This is a genomic window from Variovorax sp. P4_D9 (genome assembly GCF_056401695.1).
This window is the reverse complement of record NZ_JBFUIU010000098.1, coordinates 1-17874: the sequence shown is the minus strand read 5'-3', so window position 1 is coordinate 17874 and position 17874 is coordinate 1. Positions and strand designations below refer to the sequence as shown.

18 protein-coding genes are annotated in these 17874 nt (G+C 70.8%); 1 reads left to right on the top strand and 17 read right to left on the bottom strand.

The window, feature by feature from the left end; all coding sequences use genetic code 11:
• From AC1DY5_RS13515 to AC1DY5_RS13445, 15 genes are all read right to left on the bottom strand, one after another.
• On the bottom strand, positions 1-2068 hold a 2068-nt coding region (locus AC1DY5_RS13515), incomplete at its 3' end, for a phage tail protein (protein WP_478111999.1).
• An 89-nt stretch (positions 2069-2157) separates the two neighbouring features.
• Entirely contained in the window at positions 2158-4425 is a 2268-nt protein-coding gene (locus AC1DY5_RS13510) for a putative baseplate assembly protein (RefSeq protein ID WP_478111998.1), read from the bottom strand.
• A 3-nt stretch (positions 4426-4428) separates the two neighbouring features.
• A complete protein-coding gene (locus tag AC1DY5_RS13505) occupies positions 4429-4800 on the bottom strand; it encodes a GPW/gp25 family protein (RefSeq protein ID WP_478111996.1) in 372 nt (123 codons plus the stop codon).
• On the bottom strand, positions 4797-6473 hold the full coding sequence (locus AC1DY5_RS13500; protein WP_478111994.1) for a hypothetical protein: 1677 nt from the start codon (positions 6471-6473) through the stop codon (positions 4797-4799). The genes AC1DY5_RS13505 and AC1DY5_RS13500 overlap by 4 nt, the downstream gene beginning before the upstream one ends.
• Before the next feature lie 19 nt (positions 6474-6492).
• On the bottom strand, positions 6493-7182 hold the full coding sequence (locus AC1DY5_RS13495) for a phage baseplate assembly protein V (RefSeq protein ID WP_478111992.1): 690 nt from the start codon (positions 7180-7182) through the stop codon (positions 6493-6495).
• Between the two features lies 1 nt (position 7183).
• Entirely contained in the window at positions 7184-8269 is a 1086-nt protein-coding gene (locus AC1DY5_RS13490; RefSeq protein ID WP_478111991.1) for a phage late control D family protein, read from the bottom strand.
• Between the two features lie 25 nt (positions 8270-8294).
• Entirely contained in the window at positions 8295-8462 is a 168-nt protein-coding gene (locus AC1DY5_RS13485) for a hypothetical protein (RefSeq protein WP_478111989.1), read from the bottom strand.
• 2 nt (positions 8463-8464) lie between these two features.
• Positions 8465-9445, bottom strand: coding sequence for a CIS tube protein (locus AC1DY5_RS13480; RefSeq protein ID WP_478111987.1), 981 nt, complete (start codon positions 9443-9445; stop codon positions 8465-8467).
• Between the two features lie 14 nt (positions 9446-9459).
• Positions 9460-9939, bottom strand: coding sequence for a phage tail protein (locus AC1DY5_RS13475; RefSeq protein WP_478111985.1), 480 nt, complete (start codon positions 9937-9939; stop codon positions 9460-9462).
• A complete protein-coding gene (locus AC1DY5_RS13470) occupies positions 9939-11558 on the bottom strand; it encodes a phage tail protein (protein WP_478111983.1) in 1620 nt (539 codons plus the stop codon). Before AC1DY5_RS13470 ends, AC1DY5_RS13475 begins: the two co-directional genes overlap by 1 nt.
• A 25-nt stretch (positions 11559-11583) precedes the next feature.
• Positions 11584-12027, bottom strand: coding sequence for a phage tail protein (locus AC1DY5_RS13465; RefSeq protein ID WP_478111981.1), 444 nt, complete (start codon positions 12025-12027; stop codon positions 11584-11586).
• Between the two features lie 23 nt (positions 12028-12050).
• The gene (locus AC1DY5_RS13460; protein WP_478111979.1) at positions 12051-13826 is read right to left on the bottom strand and encodes a phage tail sheath family protein; all 1776 of its coding nucleotides are present in this window, start codon (positions 13824-13826) and stop codon (positions 12051-12053) included.
• A 59-nt stretch (positions 13827-13885) separates the two neighbouring features.
• Positions 13886-14695, bottom strand: coding sequence for a hypothetical protein (locus AC1DY5_RS13455; protein ID WP_478111977.1), 810 nt, complete (start codon positions 14693-14695; stop codon positions 13886-13888).
• Positions 14692-15291, bottom strand: coding sequence for a Pvc16 family protein (locus AC1DY5_RS13450; protein WP_478111975.1), 600 nt, complete (start codon positions 15289-15291; stop codon positions 14692-14694). Before AC1DY5_RS13450 ends, AC1DY5_RS13455 begins: the two co-directional genes overlap by 4 nt.
• Before the next feature lie 37 nt (positions 15292-15328).
• Positions 15329-15580, bottom strand: coding sequence for a hypothetical protein (locus tag AC1DY5_RS13445; RefSeq protein WP_478111974.1), 252 nt, complete (start codon positions 15578-15580; stop codon positions 15329-15331).
• Positions 15581-15796: 216 nt separating this feature from the next.
• Here AC1DY5_RS13445 and AC1DY5_RS13440 point away from each other — a divergent pair, with 216 nt between their 5' ends.
• Positions 15797-16168 (top strand): hypothetical protein, encoded by a 372-nt coding sequence (locus AC1DY5_RS13440; RefSeq protein ID WP_478111972.1) that lies wholly within the window; start codon positions 15797-15799, stop codon positions 16166-16168.
• Between the two features lie 4 nt (positions 16169-16172).
• Here the strand turns inward: AC1DY5_RS13440 and AC1DY5_RS13435 are convergent, their stop codons facing one another.
• A complete protein-coding gene (locus AC1DY5_RS13435; RefSeq protein ID WP_478111970.1) occupies positions 16173-17156 on the bottom strand; it encodes a Bug family tripartite tricarboxylate transporter substrate binding protein in 984 nt (327 codons plus the stop codon).
• A gap of 49 nt (positions 17157-17205) precedes the next feature.
• A partial coding sequence (locus AC1DY5_RS13430; protein ID WP_478111968.1) for a fumarylacetoacetate hydrolase family protein occupies positions 17206-17874 on the bottom strand: 669 nt, incomplete at its 5' end.

Sequence of the window (17874 nt, the reverse complement as noted above, 5' to 3'; positions counted from 1 at the left end):
CACGGGTGCCGTGGCGGCGAGCCAGATCAGGGGCGGCGCGCAGCCACTCGCGCCGCCGCGCCGCCGGCAGCGCAGGGTCGAAAGCGACGCCGATCCAGGCCCCGAGCCATTCGAGACTCGGCTCCGGCACCCCCTGCGGATCGCTCAGCAGATGGGCCGCCGCCACGCGGTCCTCCAGCTGCGTGAGCACGCCCTCGAAGTTCGCGACCAGTCGCGTATTGAAGTCCGCCGGCGTGGCCTGCGGCCGGTAGACTGCGATGAAGTCCAGCGGCACCGCGCCCTGCGTATCGGTCTCTCGCCGCAGCCGCCAGGCGCTCGCCGCATCGCGCAACAGCCAGGCCTTGCCGGCGCGTTCGATCGTCACGGAAGCCGCCGCGCCGGGCCGCACGCCGGCCAGCATGAGCCGGGCGCGCAGCGTGTCGTCGAGCGGGCCGCCGGCATCGAGTGCTGTCGCGTGCGCGATCTCGATGCGGCCGGCGCCGACGCCGGGCGCGAACGCGGCCTCGCCGAACAGGCTCTCGCGATAGACCCGCGGCAGATAGCGGTCGACGTACGAGAAGCGGCTGGCCCAGGCGCGCAGCGCAATGATCTCGGGGCTGGCGCGGCCATCGCCCGAGAGCACCACGCGCAGCCACAGATAGCGGCCCTGCAGCGTGCGCACGCGCCGGCGGCTGGCCTGCACCAGCACCCCAAACAGGCCGCGCTGGCCGGGCACGCGATCGCCTTCGAGCAAGCCCGGATGGCCGGCCAGTTCGCTCGGCGCCCGGTCCCATGCGGCGCATGGAACCTGCGGCCCGCGTGCGGCTTCGTCGATGGCGGCCGCCTCGCTGCCGAAGGCGTGCGGATGCCACTGCGTGCCGTCGTCGTCGGCCGGCGGCCGGGCGACGTTGGTGGCCGCCAGCCAGACCACGAAGCCGCAGTGCGGCGGGATCGCGGCCTCGGCGTTGAGCCGATGCCAGACGGTGGTGGTGTCGCCGCTGTCGATCATCGAGGCGCGGAAGTCGTCGGCGCCCCCCAGAAGGAAGTTGCGCGCCTCGCCGCGCCGCGCGGAGGTCTGGTAGGACAGCGCGTAGAGCGGCTCGGCGCGGCGTGCCGCCACCGGGTAGTAAGGCGGTTGGCCGTTCTCGCGCACGCCGCCGCAGAACGAGGCCTCACGCGCCGCTGCGTTCAAGGGGAAGACCTCGCCGAGCGGCGCGACGCGGCGCTCGGTGTCCGCGGCCGCGAGATCGAAGGCCGGCGCGTCGCGCCGGCCCGGCACGCGCAGCGCGATCCGGTCGCCATCGAGCACCGCGAGCGAATAGGCATAGGCGGCACCGTCGAGCAACAGCGGCGCATCGAAGCGGGCCTCGGGCGCATTCCAACGCCGCACCGCCGCACTGCCCTCGCCATCGAGCCAGCACAGCAGCATCGGTCCGCCGGTCGTGTCGTCGCCGACCGCGAGCACGCGCTCGCTGGCGCCGAGCGAAGGCACGGCGAAGAGATCGAGCATCGGCGGGCAACCGTTCTCGGGCTGCGGCCGGAACACCTGCGGGCCGTACATGTCGGTGGTGGGCGTCTGCGCCCGCAGCGGCTTGCCGTGCAGGCGGGCGATCCGGCCGCTGCTGCGTTCGAGCACCCACGCGCCGCCCGCCGCAATCGGCGCCACGCGCCAGGCGACGAAGCCCTCGATCGACACCGGCACATCGGCCCAGCGGCCGCGCAGGTCGTGCATCGACACGCGGCCCGCGAGCGCGATCAGCAGCACGCCGTCATGCGCGACGCAGAGATCGCTCGGCGTCTCGTCGAGCTCCAGCAGCAGCACGTCATCGGGCAAGGGCCCGTGCACCACCACGCCGTGCACGCCGCCGTCCCAGCTGGCGCAGCATTCGAGCCCATCGACCGCGCGCGGCACCTCGTCCAGCGCCGCCTGCGCGACGGTGAAGGCCATGGCAGGGGCGAGGGCCGGCAGCAGCGTGCGTTCGGAGGCCAGCCGCAGTGCGGCACACGACCCCGCGACACCGGCATGCCGCAGGTCGGGCCATGCAGCCCGGTCGGCGAGTTGCCAGAAGCAAAGGCCGTTCGAATCCATGTCAATGCCCGCCCGGCCGCCCGAAGGGCATTGAGCGCCCCCCCGGGGGGCAGCGATACGCGAAGCGATGAGCGTGGGGGCCATTCATTTCAGCAGACCTCCGGCACCACGGGGACTGCGACGGCGTTGTCATCCGCGAACGGATTCGGTAGCGCGGAAAGATCACGCGGCGGCGCATCGCCCTCGACCGCGACGACCGCCAGCAGCTCGGGCAGTTGCCACGCCAGCAGCGACAGGATCTGGGCGCCGTCGGAGGCGATCGAAGGCAGCGCCTGCCAGGCGTCGCCGTTGCGCTGGAACAGCGTGATGCCGCGAAGCTCGTCGACACCCTCGACCCGCGACACCTCGACCTCGAGTTCGCGGCTGCGGACCGCGCGGCCCAGCGGCCAGCCTTTCTGGTCGAGCCCGCCCGGCGCCAGCGGCCACAACAGGCGGCGCAGCGACTCGCGGACGTCGAGCAGCACCTTGTCGCGCGCGAAGCCGTCGCGCAGCCGCACCGCGACCGCGATGCCCAGCGCCACGTAGTCGCAGCCGATCACGTACAGCTCGGTGGCCAGCGGCACCCGTGCCGACAGGTGCGCATGCAGCCGCTCGATGAAGGGCCGGTCGGGCCTCGGATTCGGTGCCGGCTGCAGCGGCGCGGCCGGCAACCCCATCACGCTGACCACGCCCGGCACGTTGAAGCGCCKGTCGGCGGGCTTGAAGCGCGGCAGCACCTCGATGCGTCCGACCTCGATGCCCGGTGCTTCCTCCGACAGACGGCGGTAGTCCTCCTCGGTCACCGCGCGATCCCGATGCCGCAGAATTGCAGGGATGCGGCGCTCGGCCAGCGCCAATGTCTCGGCATCCTCGCCGCCTTCGGCCGCCAGCGGCTGCTGCACCGTGATCGCCGGCGCGGCGCGGCCGTCGATGCGGGTCGCGCGCAGTTCGCCCATGCTGGCCGGCGGCAGGTTGCCGGCACGGCCACCGCCGAAGCGCCCGCTCGCCAGCCGCACGCGCATCTCCCGCTCGGGCACGCGGCCCCGCACGCCGTCGCCGAACAGCAGCGTGCCGGCCTCGGCGTCGAGCTGGAACACGCGGGCCTCGCGCGCCACTGCCGGGTCGGCGCTGATCGCAGCCAGGTCGTCGACCGCGGTCCAGGTCTGGTAGCCCTGCCCCGGCTCCTCCACCTGCACCACCAGCGACGAAGGCTCGACCGAGCCAAAGGCCAGCGAGAACGTCTGCGAGCCGCCACCGGTCGAAGCGCCGAGCACGCGCGCCGCGACCGTGACGCGCTGGTCGACCTCGGCCGCGTTGACGCCGAGCCACGCGAGCTTCAGCGACTCGACGCTTTCGCCCGGCTTGGGCCGCAGGCGCAGCCAGGCCACCACGCGCCCGGCGCGATCCGGATCGTCGAGCCGGGGTGGCGCATCGCCGACACCGGCCAGCGTGTTGACGCCGACATCGTTGGGCGGAGCCCAGATGTCGCGCTGGCCCGGAAGCTGCAGGCGCAGCGTGCCGGCACGCGCCAGCCCGCCGCTACTGTCGGTGCCGGGCTGCACGCCAAGCGTCAGGTAGTCGGTCGCGAAGCCGCTCGCGCCTTGCGTCGTCAGTTCCCACAGAACCGGCACCGGGGCCGGCGTCGCGACGTCCTCGAAGGGCGCCGGCATCGTGAGCGCCGGCACCACGCCGACCGACAGCAGCGCCGGCAAGCCGCCGCCGCCGGTGCCCATCGCCAGCGTGACGGCGGCGTTGACGGTCGGTTGGTCCACCAGCCGCGGCGCCACGGGGGCCAGTAGCGCGACCCACAGCGCGCGGTCGGCGCTCAGGCCGAAGACGTCGAGCCCGCCGGGCACCGCCCTGCCCTCGGCGAACACCGGCGTGGTCTCGTAGCCCTGCGGCGTGCCCGCGATGCCGTGGATGCGCGCCAGGCCCTGCAGCACCTCGGCCCGATCGGCACGCTCCTGCGGGCTCAGGCGGCGCTTGATGTAGGCCTCGCCGCTGAGCGGCAGCACGGTGGTCTCGGCCAGCGTCTCGAAGGGCAAAGCCGCCTTCACGCTGCCGTAGGGCGCCAGCGTGTGGGCGCCGAGTTCGGTCGGCTGCGAGAAGCCCAGGCTGACGATCGCACGGGCCGGCTGCGCGGGTTTCAGGCCCATGCCGAGCAGCTTCAGGAACACCAGCCGCTGGCGCTCGGGGATCAGGTTGGCGCGGTACAGCAGCGCATCGCCGAGCCAGGCGAACAGCTCGATCAGCGTCCGGCCCGGATCGCCGAGCCGCGGGTTGGTCCACTCCGGCGTGTGCGCCGGGATGCGCGCGATCAGGTCCTCGACCAGGTCGTCGAAGCGTCTGTCGTCGAGTGAAGGCGGCAGGATGGGCATGGTTCAGCCTTCCAGTTGCACGGTCACGTTCATGGCGCCCGGCGCCCCGGTTCGCGCGAGCCGGAACACGATCTCGACCCGCAGCGCGCTGGGCTCGTTGTCGACCTCCCAGACCTCGACCGCGTCGAGCAGGATGCGGCGCTCCCAGCGCGTCAGCGCGTCCTGCACCAGGTCGCGAACCTGCCGCCGCGTGGCGACCGTGTTGGGCGCATGCAGCAGCCGGTCGAGGCCGCCGCCGAAATCGGGCCGCATCAGCTGTTCGCCGGGCCGGGTCGACAAGATCAGCCGGATGCCGTCGCGCACCGACTGCGCGAGTTCGGGCCACGCGAGCGCGCCGTTCGCGTCGGGCAATGGCAGAAGAGGAAAGCCGCTCATGACGGATACGGCGGCTTCGCCGGCGCCTTGTTGCCCATCTTCGGGAACGGCACGCAAATCTTGATGAAGAAGAGCCAGCCGAAGATCAGGTTGAACAGCGTGAGGAAGATGTTCAGCACGATGAAGGCACAGATCGTGATGACCGGGATGTTGAAGCCGCAGATCCAGGTGATACCGAGCGAGCCCATGTTGGCCTTGCCTTCGAGCAGGTCCTTGGCCTTGCCCGACAACAGGTTCTGCATCGACGGCGGCACCACGAAGGCGACGTTGGGCTTGAGCTGCTTGAGCATGGCGCGGTCGCTGGCATCGGGCAGCGGGATCATCACCGGCGGCCGCGCATCGGCGCTCTCGTACCAGGGGGCGATCACGAAGGGCTCGCTCTCCTGGCTCCAGACGATGCGCGTCGGGCATGCGCCCTCGGGCTTGATGCGGACGAAGGCGCGCACTTGGTAGCGCGCGCCGGGCTCGTCGTAGCGGCCGCTCTTCGACAGCAGCGTCGCGGCCCGCGCCTGCATCGCGGCGTGCATGGCGTTGGCCAGCGCCTGCGTGGTCTCCGGGCTCAGCGCCGGCCAGCGCTCAGGCATCTCGATCGGCGCGGCGATGCTCTCCTTCTTGAGCAGCACCTTGCAGGCATCGGCGAGAAAGAGATCGGCGCGCACGCTGAGCCGGTCGACCTGCCCTTCCTTGAGTGTCAACGGCAGCGAGATCGACGACAGCGCGGCCCGCAGCGCATTCGACTCGGCGCCGCCATCGAAGGCATTGAACTCGCTCGCGAGCTGGCGCAGCAGCAGCAGGAGGACACGCATCTGCCCGGCCGGCTGGCTCGGCTGCTCGCTGTCTTCGATCGGTGCCTTCAAGGCCGAGAACTGCGCGTCCGTGACGTCGATCGGCTTGACCTCGCCCGGCGACTCGCTGGCATCGAACCAGCCCGGCACCACCTGGGCACCGGCAAACGGGAACGGCGTTTCGAGACCGCGCAGCGGCGCCACCAGGTGCGTGCGGAAGGCGCTTGAGTCCGGCCCGAAGTCGACCGACCCGGCCGCGGTCGCAGCCGGCGCGGCCTCGCTGATCTCGCTGCTGACGGTCGGCACCATGCCGTAGAACACAGTCTTGCCGGCCTCGGCGCAGACATCGGGCGGCGCGATGAAGAGCGGCACCACGTCTTCCTCGAACTGGTTGTCGGGCTGCTGCAGCGCGAAGCCCGCGAGCTGGCGGTCGATGTCGGCCACGCCGGTGAGCCGGCGCTGCAGCCGGTGCCGCGCCGCCGGATCGCTGCCGCTGCCACCGACGCGCGAGATCGGCACCCAGCCGCGCACCCTTCCGTTCGAGCGCATCCATCCTTGCGGCTCGCCGTTGGCATCGAGCCGGCGCACCACCAGGCCGGCCGAATCGACCCGCTGGGGATCGATCCGCGGCGCGCCCGGCGTGTCGCACCAGGCCTCGATCAACGCCAGGTGGAACTGGCGCTGAATCGGCTGAAACAGCTTCAGCGTGCCGTGGGCGTCCACCGCCTTGGCGCGCCGGCCGGCCAGCGCCTGGCGGCCCGGCGCGCTGCGCAGCTCGTCGAGCGTCGACTGGATGAAGTCCTCGTCGCTGCGCTGAAGCAACGCGGGCCTGGCACCGTGGGTACCTGCGAGCATGTCGCGCGGGGCGCCAATGAGGATGTCGTGCATGGCGTGGTCCTCTTTCCGGCTACCAGACATTGCCCGCGCCGGGCGTGTAGCTGGTCGAGATCACGGCATTGGTCTGCAGCACGTCGCACTTGACCATGCCCGAGAACTTCGACATCGCGGCATCGACCGTCACCATGCCGGCCGTGACCTCGACGGTCGAGGCCTGCACCTTGACCTTGGCCGCGGCCTGCACCGTGATGCCGGCCGATTCGAGCGTGATCGAGTTGCCGTTGCTGTCCTCGATCTTCACGCTGCCGGGCCCGTCCTTGAGCGTCAGCTTCTGGCCGCCGGGCGTCTCGAGCTGCAACGTCTCCTGGCCGTCCTGGTCATCGAGCGTGACGACGATGCCGTTCTTCGACTTGATGCGCTTGAAGCGGTTGCGGCCGCCCGATTCGATCGCGGCCGGCGGCTGCGCCGAGCCGTTCCACAGGCCGCCGATCACCAAGGGGTGGCGCGGGTCGCCCTGCACGAAGACCACCAGCACCTCATCGTCGACCTCGGGCAGGAAGAACACGCCGCGGTCGCTGCCCGCGAACGAAGAGACCACGCGGGCCCACATGGTCGAGTCCTGGTCCGTCACGTCGGCGAAGGACAGCAGCTTGACCTGCACGCGGGCGCGGTTGTCGGGGTCGTCGAGCGAGACCACGCGCGCGAGAAAGCCCGACTGCATCCAGCCGGCGGTGTTGTGGAAGACGGCGTCGCGCTTCATGTCATTGGCCCAGGTAGGCGCACTCTGCGCGGAACTCGGTGCGGTAGCCCTGCCGCATGTCGAACAGGTGCCGCGCCTCGGTCACGTAGTAGCTGTTGTCGAACTGCGGCGAGATGCCGCTCAAGCGCACCTGGGCGCCGACCCGCATGCGCGCGTTGCCCTCGGCCGTGCCCTCGGCGCGCAGGAAGCGGCGGGCCCGCTGGTCCATCGTGGCCTCGGCCAGCGCCTGCGCCTCGCCGTCGGTCGACACCGCGAAGCTGCCGACGTGCTCGCTGCGCGTTCCGAACGCCTCCTGCGCCCAGGCCACGCCGCTCTTGCCGCTGCCCGGCCCGCCATGCGTGATGCCCGTGGCCGAGCCGCTCACGGCGCTGCCGTCCTGCGCGTTCCAGCCCGCGGTGGTCACGGCCGTGACCTGGTCCGCCAGGTCGGCCGTGATGCGCACCCGCGCCARCTGGCTGTTGAGCGTGAGCTCGATCGTGCCGCGCTGCACCTCCTGCCGCGGCGCCACCGTGAGCGCCGTGCCGGTGACTTGCAGGTCGGCCTCGAAGCGTGCGGCCAGCCGCCGCAGGAAGGCCAGGTCGGTCTCGTTGAGCTGCATCCAGGTGCCGCTCGGCGATGCCAGGCCGGTCACCGTCGGCGACAGGCCGAGGTTGCCGGCCACGGCCTGGATCACGCCGGCCGGCGTCATGTCAGCGTAGACCTTGGTGCGGCGGGCCCGCCGCGCGGTGCAGAGGCCATCTTCGGCCAACACCACGAGCTCGGGCGGCTGGCCGTAGTTGCAGACCATCTCGAGCGCGCTGACCTTGCCGCGGAAGATCTCGTTCGGCGCCGCCTCGTCGCCGGTGCCGACCAGCAGCTCGGCGCCCAGCTTCAGCGGCGACTGCGCATCGAAGGCCAGCTCGGCGCCGCCGCTGCCGGTGGCGACCCAGTTGGACAAGCGCAGCTCGAGCGTGCTCATGCCGCCTTCGCTCTCCTCCATCCGCATCGCGCTCAGCAGCGTCGTCACACGCTCGACCGCCTGGCCGCCGACGCGCACCACCGGGCGGGCGCTGAAGATCGCCGATTGGCTGAGGCTGGTTTCGGACATGCGATCGTTCCTCGGTGCGCTGCGTTCAGTCGGCCGAGAGCCGCGCCTGCCGCTCGGAGAAGATCCGCAACTCGCGCTCGAACTGCTCGCGCGGATCGGGCGGGGGCGAGGCTGCCGCGGCTGCGCCGTCGGTGCTGCTACGGGTCGGCTCGCGTTCGATCTCGGCCGAGATTTCGTCGAATGAAATGGGCATCGTCAACCTCCGAATCCAAGACGCGCGTGCAGGTCGGCACCGGCGCCGACATCGGCCGACAGGCTGGCGCCGCCACTGGCCTTCGCGCGACCGCCGGGGCCGAAGGAGACCGGGCCGCTGACGCCGGCCGCCGGCAGCAACGCGGCGCGGGCCGAGGCGGTATCGACCGAGGCGCTGGCACCCGCGGTGTCGACGCGCAGCCCCGCGAACGCGGCCCCCGCGGTCGCGCCGATGCCGAGCCCGGCCCCGCCGCCCAGCGACAGGCCATCGCCGACGGAAGCACCTGCGCCGACCGACAGCCCTGCCCCCGCCGAGAACGCCACCGGCGCGCCGATGCTCACCGAGCCGCCGACCGACAGCGAGACCCCTCCGAAACGCAGGCTGGCCGCGCCATTGGCCGAGGCGATCGCGCGCGCCGCGCGCGGATCGCCGAGCGCATTGGCGACCGAAGACGGCGCCGCGCCCGGCGGCACATCGACCGGATCGGGCGTCAGGTTGCCGTCGACGCTGGCGTCGGGGTTCTTGCTGCTCTGGAACTCGACCTCCTGCGCGGCCAGCGTCAGCGCGATGCTGGCGCGCAGCGGCACGCCGCTGGCAGCGAAGAAGTCGATCGTTTCCTTGTATTGCTCGATCACGCCCTTGAAGGTGTAGGTGCCCCAGCCGAACTCGACCTTGGGCGCGTACTTTTTCTTGCCGTCCTTGGCCGGCTCCATGAGGCTCGAGATGGTCTCGGTCTGGATCCGCACGTCGCTGCCGTCGTCGCTGCTGTCGTAGACCAGCGTCATCGCGAGCTTGGCGGTGCTCTTCTTGACGAACTGGCGGGCGCCGTTGTTGCCGTTGCGGTCGTCGAACTCGTTGCTGATCGTGTACTCGAGGGAGACCGGGTTGAACTGCACCGCGATCGCGCCCGTGCCCGCGCCCGGCCCTTCGAGCACCTCGAAGGTGGCGGATTCGACCGTGGGGGCGTCGGGCAGGCTGGCCATGGCTCCTTGCTTTCCTAGTCGACGATCAGGCGCAGGCCCTCGTGCGCGAGGTGCAGTTCCTCGACGCCGATGTCGGTGCCCTTGGCATTCAGGTCCGAGGCCTTGAACTTGACCGGCATGCACCGGTCCAGGCTCCAGGTGACCACCGTCTCGCCGGCCGCGTCCTGCATCTGGATCTCGGCCGAGAGCCGGTACGCATAGGCGCCGCCGGCCACCAGCTGGAACCACGTGAAGGCGTCGCGCGTCGTCGTCATGCCGCGCTTCAGCACCACGGTGGCGAAGCTCACCGGCCCGGGCCGCTGCGCCGCGCCGTAGTTGAGGCCGCCGGCCTTGATCACCTTCGGCTCCATGGTCGCCTCGAGGCCGGTGCATTCGGCGAAGGCGCCGCTGCAGACGTCCACCGTGTCGCCGCCCTGCGCGTTCGAGAAGCTCACGTGGAAGCGGAACGCATGCAGCGGCTGCAGCAGGTTCTCAGGCAGGTCCTGGTCGGGCATCAGGCGGCCTCCCGCAGCGCCGCGGCGCTGCTCGCGTTGTTGAGGTTCAGCACCACCGTGATGCGCTCGATCGAGGCCGCGGGCCGCAGCGTGATCTCGACGATCAGACGGCCGGCATCGAGGTCGGCCTGGGTCATGGTCGTGCGGTCGCAGCGCACCGCGAAGGCATCGCCGATGGTGGCTCCCGCGAAGGCCCCTTCGGTCCAGAAGCCGGCCAGCAGGTTGTCGATGCTGCGCCGCAGCCGGGCCCAGGTGGCCGTGCCGTTGAGGTCGAAGGCCAGGCTGTCGCCGGCTGCACGCGCGGCGCGCAGGATAGTGCCCATCAGGCGCGAGGTGCCGCCGAAGCGCCAGGCCTCCTGCGACGACAGCGTGACGTCCGACTGCAGCGCCCAGCCCTCGGGCTGCTGCGCGAACAGGCAGACGTGGCGCGCCAGCTGCGCATCGGGGCTGTCGTCGCCCAGGCCCCAGGAAGGCTGCGGCTCGGCCTCGGCCACGTCGCGCAGTCGCGGCACCGAGAAATCGCCGGCCACCGAACGGAAGCAGCCGCGCAGGCTGGCACTGGCGGCGATCAGCCCGGCCAGCACGCCATCGGGTGACTCCAGCCCTTCGGGCAGGTCGACGGCCGCCTGCGTGCGCAGCCAGGGCCAGGCCAGCTGCACGAAGGCGCTGGATGCGCCCGGGTCCTGGTCGGAGGGGATCGCCGCGTCCGACAACACGCCGATGCGTCGCAAGTAGGCGCCCATCTCGGCCTGTGCATGCACCTGGCCGTCGCCGCTGACGCGCCGGGTCTCGGCCTGCGGCAGCGGCAGCGCGGCGAGCAGCAGCAGCTCGCGCTGGTGCCGGGCCAGGAAGGCGCGCACCGCGACCAGCGCCAGCTGCCAGGCCAGGTAGCCGTCGCTGTCGAGCCGCGGCGCCGGCAGCCGCCGCAGCGTGCTGTCGTCGGGCGGCGCATCGTTGTCGCTGCACTCGACGAAGCCCGTCGGCACCGCGGGCGGCGGCAGCTCGGTGCGCGGCGGCGGGTCGCTGGTGCAGCAGGCGTCGGCCAGGTCGGGCAGCAACAGCAGGCTCAGCTCGCGCAGGCCATAGACATGATGGATGCCCTGCCAGGTCGAGGGCTCGGAAGGCACGAACAGGCGGGCCGGATTCGTCCGATCGGCGAAGTCGGGGATCATGCGCCGCAGCCGCTCGCGCCGCGTCGCGGCCGGGTCGGTCAGCGTCTCGATGAAGGGCCAGGGGTCGCCGACCCGGACCAAGATCGCGCGCCGCCCACCGCGGGCGAAGAAGCTGCGCACCGCGGCGCCCAGGTAGGTGGCGCAGACCGCGACGCCGGTGTCGGTGTCGACCGGGTCGGCACGCAGCGGCCGGGTCTCCCAGGCGAACAGCGCGTCGAAGCGGGCCCAGCTGTCGATCACCACCGGCAGGTTCAGCAGCGACTCGACCTGCTCCGGCGGCCGGGCCCAGAGGCCGTCGATCCAGCCGCCCTCGCGCAGCTGCTCGCGCACCGCGTCCGGCAGCGGCGTGCCGGCCCGGCGCGCCACGTGGCCGACGAAGCAGGCGACGTCGGCGCGGCGCAGGTCGGGCGCGACCGGCGGGGCGGCGGTTTCGAACAGCAGGCTCATGGCGCGACCTGGCGACGGCGAAGCTTCAGGCTTCCATTTCGAGCGCTTCGGACGACAGCACGAGTTCTTCCATCGCGACATCGCCCCCGCCCTTGGCCGCCAGGGTCGGGCCGGTGTACTTCATCGGCAGCACGCCGCGCAGCACCCACGACTGCACCGGCTTCTGCGACTCGTCGAGCAGCAGGATGGTGATGCTCTTCTTGGCGTCGGGACCCTTGGTGCGCGAGTCCTTGATCCACTGGAACAGCGAGAGCGAGTTGACGATGCCGCGCTTCAGCGTGATGTCCGAGACCTTGTGCACGCCGCCGACCTTGCGCACATGGTTCTCCTTGTCATTGCCGTTGCGGTATTCGGCGATCGTCAGCTCGGTTCCGATGCCCGAGACATCCGAGAAGCCGCCAAAAGTCTCGCCGCCGTCGAAGTTGACGACGAAGTTGAAGGCGCCGTAGGGCGTGGTGCGATTGGCCATGGTGGTTCCCCTTGATGCTCAACTCATGCCCGGRCGTCGGCGGTCTTCTGGCCGATGCGGAAGATGACGAACTCGGCCGGCTTGATGATCGCCACGCCGATCAGACAGATCAGCCGCCCGTTGTCGAGGTCGTTCTGCGTCATGGTCGTGCGGTCACAGCGCACGAAGTAGGCTTCCTCGGTGGTGGTGCCGAGCAGCGCCCCGCCCCGCCACTCGTTGTAGAGATAGTCGGAGATGGTCTGCCGCACATTGGCCCACAGGCGCTCGCCGTTGGGCTCGAACACCGCCCACTGCGTGCCGCGGTCGATCGAGGCTTCGAGGTAGTTGAAGTAGCGCCGGTCGGAGACGTACTTCCATTCCGGGTCGCTCGACGCCAGCCGGGCGCCCCAGACGCGATAGCCGCGGCCCGACAGGTAGCGCAGGCAGTTGACGCCGATCGGGTTCAGCAGTTCCTGCTGGGCGAAGTTGATGTCGCTCTCGAAGCGCAGCGCGCCGGTCACGACCTCGTTGGCGGGCGCCTTGTAGACGCCGCGTTGCGTGTCGTTGCGGGCATAGATGCCGGCCACGAAGCCCGAGGGCGGCAAGGCGATCTCGCGCGGGATGTCGTCGCGGCCCGGCCGGGCCAGCGGATTCGAGACGATCACCCACGGGTAATAGAGCGCCGCGTACTTCGAGTCGATGCGGCCGCGCGCGATGCGCATGCCGCCGGGCGTCTGGTTCGGCTCGCAGTCGAGCACCGCGATGCGGTAGGCGCGGCGCCGCTCGGCATGGCCGATCAGCGCGCCCTGGATCGCCTGCGCATCGGCGTACGCGCTGCTGCCGGGCGCCGCCACGATCGACACGTCCTCTAGCCCCGACAGGGTCGCCAGGGCATCGGCATAGCTGCCGGCCGTTCCTTCGGCGCCGGTGATCGGCGCGTTGCCGTCGGTGCCGCCGGCCATCACCAGCAGACGGCGGCCGTCGGTGTCACCGACCACCGCCGGCAGCGCCCGCACCGCGGCTGCCAGTTCGAAGGCGCTGACGCCGCTGCCGATCTGCGCCGCCACCAGGTTGGCCAGTGCGTCGGCCCGGTTTGCCGGGTTCTGCGCAAGCACGGTGCCGAGCCAGCGCGGATGCGCGGGCGCGTAGCCGAGCTCGTCCCACGACTGCGCATAGCCATCGGCGTCGATCACGTCGACCGCCAGCGTCACCAGGTTGGCGATCGCACCGGCGCCGCCGGGCGTGTCCCCGGCAGCCAGGCCGGTGAGCGACAGCGCCGTGTTGCCGCTGTCGAGCCAGGTCGCGCCGCTGCCGGTGTAGTGCGTCTCGGTGTCGCCGACCCGGATGCTCAGCAGGCTGCCCGCGGGCGCGGTGCCCAGCGTTCGCACCGTGGCGGGACGCGCCGCTTCGCGGAACAGCACCCGGCCGTTGTAGGCCGCACCCGCGAAGCGCGCGCGAATCGAGGCGCTCTCGGCGTCGGAGGCGCCGCTGAGCAAGATCCCGCTAGCCACTGCCGCCGTGTTGAGCGTGCGCACCACGTAGAGCCGCGAGCCACCGTTGTCGAAGTAGGCCCGCGCCGCGTGGGCGATGAAGTTGAGCCGCCGCGCGGCATCGTTCACATCGCCGAGCGCCAGGTTCTCGAGGCTGCCGTATATGCGCTCGAAATCGGGCAGGCTCGTGACCAGTTCCGGCACGCCGCCGAGCGGTCCGCGCCGCGTCGGCCCGACGAAGGCGGTGGTGCTGGTGCCGACCCCTTCGATCGACTTGGCGCGGAAGCTGGTTTCTTCGACGTAGACGCCGGGTGCCAGGTATTCGGGCATGGCCTATCTCCTTTGCATGAAGGTTGCGGGTGCTGGACGACGAGTGACTCGCTGGGCCTTCATGGCAATGCGAGCGCGAGGGAAACGGACTGCGAACGCCCGGAGGCGATCCGCAGGTCGAGCGTGGCGTGCGGCAGCGTGGCGCGATCGGCCTCGAGCTGGTCCGGGTCGACCAGCGGCGACACGGCCGGCGCAAGGCCGGCGCGCACGGCATCGGCGTGGGTGCGCAGGCCCGTGGCCGGGTCGTAGACGAGTTCGAGCGTCACGGCGATCTCGTTGACGACCACTGCCTCGGCCTCGTCGGACCAGGTGGTGACGGGCACGCCGGGCACCGGCACCAGCGCCTCGCCGCGCCAGTCGCTCAGGCCGCGCGCGACCACGCCGGCGCTGCTGCTGGCGATCAGCAGGGCGCCGCCGAGCGCGTCGCCGCTGGCGCTTTCTCGAACGCTGACGCGCAGCACCGCCCAGTTGACGCCCACGGGCGCATGGCTCGCAGGATACATCTCGACTTCGATCGGGCGGAACAATGAGGTGGATGGGTCCGCAGGGTCCGGTGCCGGGTCGCGCGGCAGCGCCAGCGCGGCGATGCGCGGCAGGTAGCTGCCGGAAAGGTCTCGCAGCGATGCGCTCAGCGCGACAGAGCCGATCGCGGGCACGGCCGGCGGCGCCTCGAAGGCAGCCTCGTGCGCGGCCAGCAGATCGGCGTGGGTGATCACGTAGAGCCCGCTGCGATTGCGCCGCACGCGCGCGCCATCGATGCGGACCTGCAGCGGCGCATCGACCGCCGCGCGCGTGCTCGCGTCGATGCAGCGCAGCGCGGCGAGCACGCGCGTGTCGATGTGTTCGAGTTCGCGGATGACAAGGCTCACGACTCGGCTCCTGCCGGCCGCGCCGTACCGTAGCCGAAGCGCGTCGCCACCACCGGCCCGGCTTCGAGCACGAGATCGGGATCGATGCGCACCAGCCGCGCCACATACGACACCGACAGGCGATACGGCGGCGCCAGCGCGTCCCAGATGCGCATCATGTCTTCCACCGGCAGCTCCGACGGGATGATCTGGATCACCTCCTCCGCGCTCCACGCGGCCTCGGGCGACAGCGACGACGCATCGAGGATCGGGTGCAGATACAACTGGCGCAGCGCCCACGTGAAAGGCAGCAGTTCGTCCTGCGCCGTGCCGGCCCACGCGGTGAGCAGGAAGTGCAGGTCAAGCCCCAACGGCGCCTGCTGCTGCGGCGACATCAGGCCGGGGCGCTGCTGGCGGTTGTGCTCGTTCACCGTCACGCGGTAGAGGTAGAGCGTGATGCGTGTCGTGTCGTCGATGGTGCCGGCCAGTTCGCCCGACGACACCAGCGCGAAATCGCAGGCCGGCATGGCCTGTGCACCCACGCTCGCCGGGTAGGTGTTGCGCAGGAAGGTCGCGATCGAAGCGCCTACCGAATGGATCGCCTGGATGTTGGCCATCTTCGTCAGCGCTCGTTGCGACGCATCCCGCGCGGCCTCACGGCCCCGCCGGCGCGGCCCGGTAGATCACGCTGCCTTCGGGCAGGCTGGTGCGCGTCATCACGCGCTGGCGCACCAGCCGCTCGAGCGCCGATCGCACATCGGGCAATGGCAGGTCGACGCCCATGCGCGGCAGCCACCATTGCGCAATGCCCTCTTCCGTATCGGCAGCCTGCGGCCAGCGCGCGAGATAGGCCTCGATGGCCTCGGCAGCGCGCTGCGTTCTGCTTTCCGCCGACCCGTCGAGCAATGCAGTCTCCAGGCAAAGTCATGCACTGTCATTGCGAATCGCGTGCCAATCGAGGGCTACGCGCAAGTGCTTGATTTGATTGGGAGCGACCGCGTTGCAGGGGCGGCAGCCGGGTCATTGCCGACCCGGCTGCGGCGACCCACCGGGGCGCGACGGACCCGGTCCTCGGTCGTAGTAGTCTTTGGCTCAGTGCGTCCGGAAAGTGAAAGGCCTCCCATGACTCCATCGCCTTCGATCGGCAAGCGCGGCCTGGGCCTGCTGCTCGCCGCCTTCGCGCTCGGCCTGCAGGCTCAGCCCACGGGCTGGCGCGGCGACTTCGTCTACTTCGCGGATKCCGCGCTGTTCACCGACTGCGCGACCGGCAAGCGCTGGCCSGTGGCGATGACCGCCGATGCGGTCGCCCTGCAGCGCAGCTACCTCGAATGGCGCAAGGAGCCGGCAGCGCCGCTGCTGGTCAACTTCGATGGCCGACTCGAAGTGCGCGAGGCGATGGAGGGACCGCCACGCGAGCAGATGGTGGTCGAGAAGTTCCGCTCGGTGGAGCCGGGCAACACCTGTGCGATCCTGACGGCCACGAAGGGCAAGTGAGGCGCTATTCGACCTTGCCGATGCGGTGGACCACCTTGGCCATCGCCTCCGCATCCTTGGCAACGAAGCGCTCGAACTCCGGCGCGTCGAGGTACTGCACATAGGTTCCGGCCGACTGCAGCGCCTGGACGGCGCGCGGGTCGCTGGCCGCGAACTTCGCGGCTTCGCGCAGCCGGCTGACGACCGCATCCGGCGTCGAAGCAGGCACGAACACGCCGGTCCATTGCGAATAGCTGACGGGAACCCCGAGTTCCTTCAGGCTCGGCACCTCGGGCAGGGTCGGGATGCGGCCCTCACCCCACTGCGCCAGCGCCCGCAGCTTGCCGGCCTGGATCTGCCCGGCCACCGTCGACGGGCCGGTGGCCACGGCGTCGACCTGGCCGCCGAGCAGCGCCACCACCGCCGGACCTGCGCCGGTGTAGGGAATGTGCAGCATCGACGTATGGGTGGCAGCCTTCATCTGTTCGACCGGCACATGCATCGTTCCATAGTTGCCGGAGGAGCCGAAGCTATAGCCACCGGGCTTCTCCCGAAGCGCCGCCGTGAATTGCCTGAAGTCCTTCCAGGGACTGTCGGCCTGAACCACGAGAACGACCGGGTCCGCGGTGAAGCGCGCGATCGGTTTCAACTGCGACAACTCGAACATCGGCCGCCGCTGCAGGATGGCGTCCGCTTCCGGCAGCACGACGACGGAAGACAGCGCCATCAGCACGGTGTACCCGTCGGGCTTGGCCTTGGCGACCTGCGACATCCCGATGCCGCCACCCGCGCCAGCCTTGTTCTCGATCACGATGGGCTGCTTCAGGTAGCGCCCCATGGCTTCCGCGACCGGCCGCGCGGCGATGTCAGCAACGCCGCCGGGAGGAAAGGGCACGATCATCGTGATGGGCTTCGAGGGATAGGCCTCCTGCCCCGCGGCCGGCGCGCCGACCAGCAACGCGGTCGCTGCCAGGCCGACCAGTGCCCAGGCTTTCTTTGAATCGATCATGAGTGTGTCTCCGTTTTCTTGAATTGGTCTTGTTGCCGGACGCGAAGCGTCAACGGGTGCGAACGCGGTTGTTCAGTTCGCCCAGTCCGGTGACGGCGACACGGACCAGATCACCGTCCTGCAGGAACTTCGGCGGCGTGTGGCCGATGCCGACGCCGACCGGCGTACCCGTCGCGATGATGTCGCCGGGCAGCAGCGTCATCGCCTTCGACAAGGTCGAGATCAAGGTCGGGACGTCGAAGATCAGGTCGGTCAGCACACCGGTCTGGCGCAGCTCGCCGTTGACCCAGGTCTGCACCTTGAGCGAGTCGACCGGCGCCTCGTCCACGGTCGCGATCCAGGGACCGACGGGACAGAAGCTGTCCAGCGACTTGCCCAGGAACCATTGCGCGTGGTCCTTCTGCAGGTCGCGCGCCGTCACGTCGTCGAGGGCGATGAAGCCGAAGACCTTGCCGAGCGCGTCGGCCTTGGCGACGTTACGGCATTCGGCGCCGATCACCACGCCGATCTCGCCCTCGTAGTCGACCGACGCGGTGTGCGCGGGATCGAAGCGGATGTCGTCGTTCGGGCCGGCCAGCGAGGTGGTCGCCTTGGTGAAGATCTGCGGGAAGGCCGGCACCGCAGAGGCGCTGCTGGTGGCGTTGAAGCCGCTCTTGTCGAACTCGGCGGCATGCTCCGTGTAGTTCTTGCCGACGGCGAAGATGTTGCGGACCGGGAC

Excerpts from the sequence above, each read along its gene's own strand:
- AC1DY5_RS13505 (WP_478111996.1), bottom strand. The coding sequence starts at position 4,800 with ATGAGCGGCTTTCCTCTTCTGCCATTGCCCGACGCGAACGGCGCGCTC.
- AC1DY5_RS13500 (WP_478111994.1), bottom strand. The coding sequence starts at position 6,473 with ATGCACGACATCCTCATTGGCGCCCCGCGCGACATGCTCGCAGGTACC.
- AC1DY5_RS13495 (WP_478111992.1), bottom strand. The coding sequence starts at position 7,182 with ATGAAGCGCGACGCCGTCTTCCACAACACCGCCGGCTGGATGCAGTCG.
- AC1DY5_RS13485 (WP_478111989.1), bottom strand. The coding sequence starts at position 8,462 with ATGCCCATTTCATTCGACGAAATCTCGGCCGAGATCGAACGCGAGCCG.
- AC1DY5_RS13480 (WP_478111987.1), bottom strand. The coding sequence starts at position 9,445 with ATGGCCAGCCTGCCCGACGCCCCCACGGTCGAATCCGCCACCTTCGAG.
- AC1DY5_RS13475 (WP_478111985.1), bottom strand. The coding sequence starts at position 9,939 with ATGCCCGACCAGGACCTGCCTGAGAACCTGCTGCAGCCGCTGCATGCG.
- AC1DY5_RS13470 (WP_478111983.1), bottom strand. The coding sequence starts at position 11,558 with ATGAGCCTGCTGTTCGAAACCGCCGCCCCGCCGGTCGCGCCCGACCTG.
- AC1DY5_RS13465 (WP_478111981.1), bottom strand. The coding sequence starts at position 12,027 with ATGGCCAATCGCACCACGCCCTACGGCGCCTTCAACTTCGTCGTCAAC.
- AC1DY5_RS13450 (WP_478111975.1), bottom strand. The coding sequence starts at position 15,291 with ATGGCCAACATCCAGGCGATCCATTCGGTAGGCGCTTCGATCGCGACC.
- AC1DY5_RS13435 (WP_478111970.1), bottom strand. The coding sequence starts at position 17,156 with ATGATCGATTCAAAGAAAGCCTGGGCACTGGTCGGCCTGGCAGCGACC.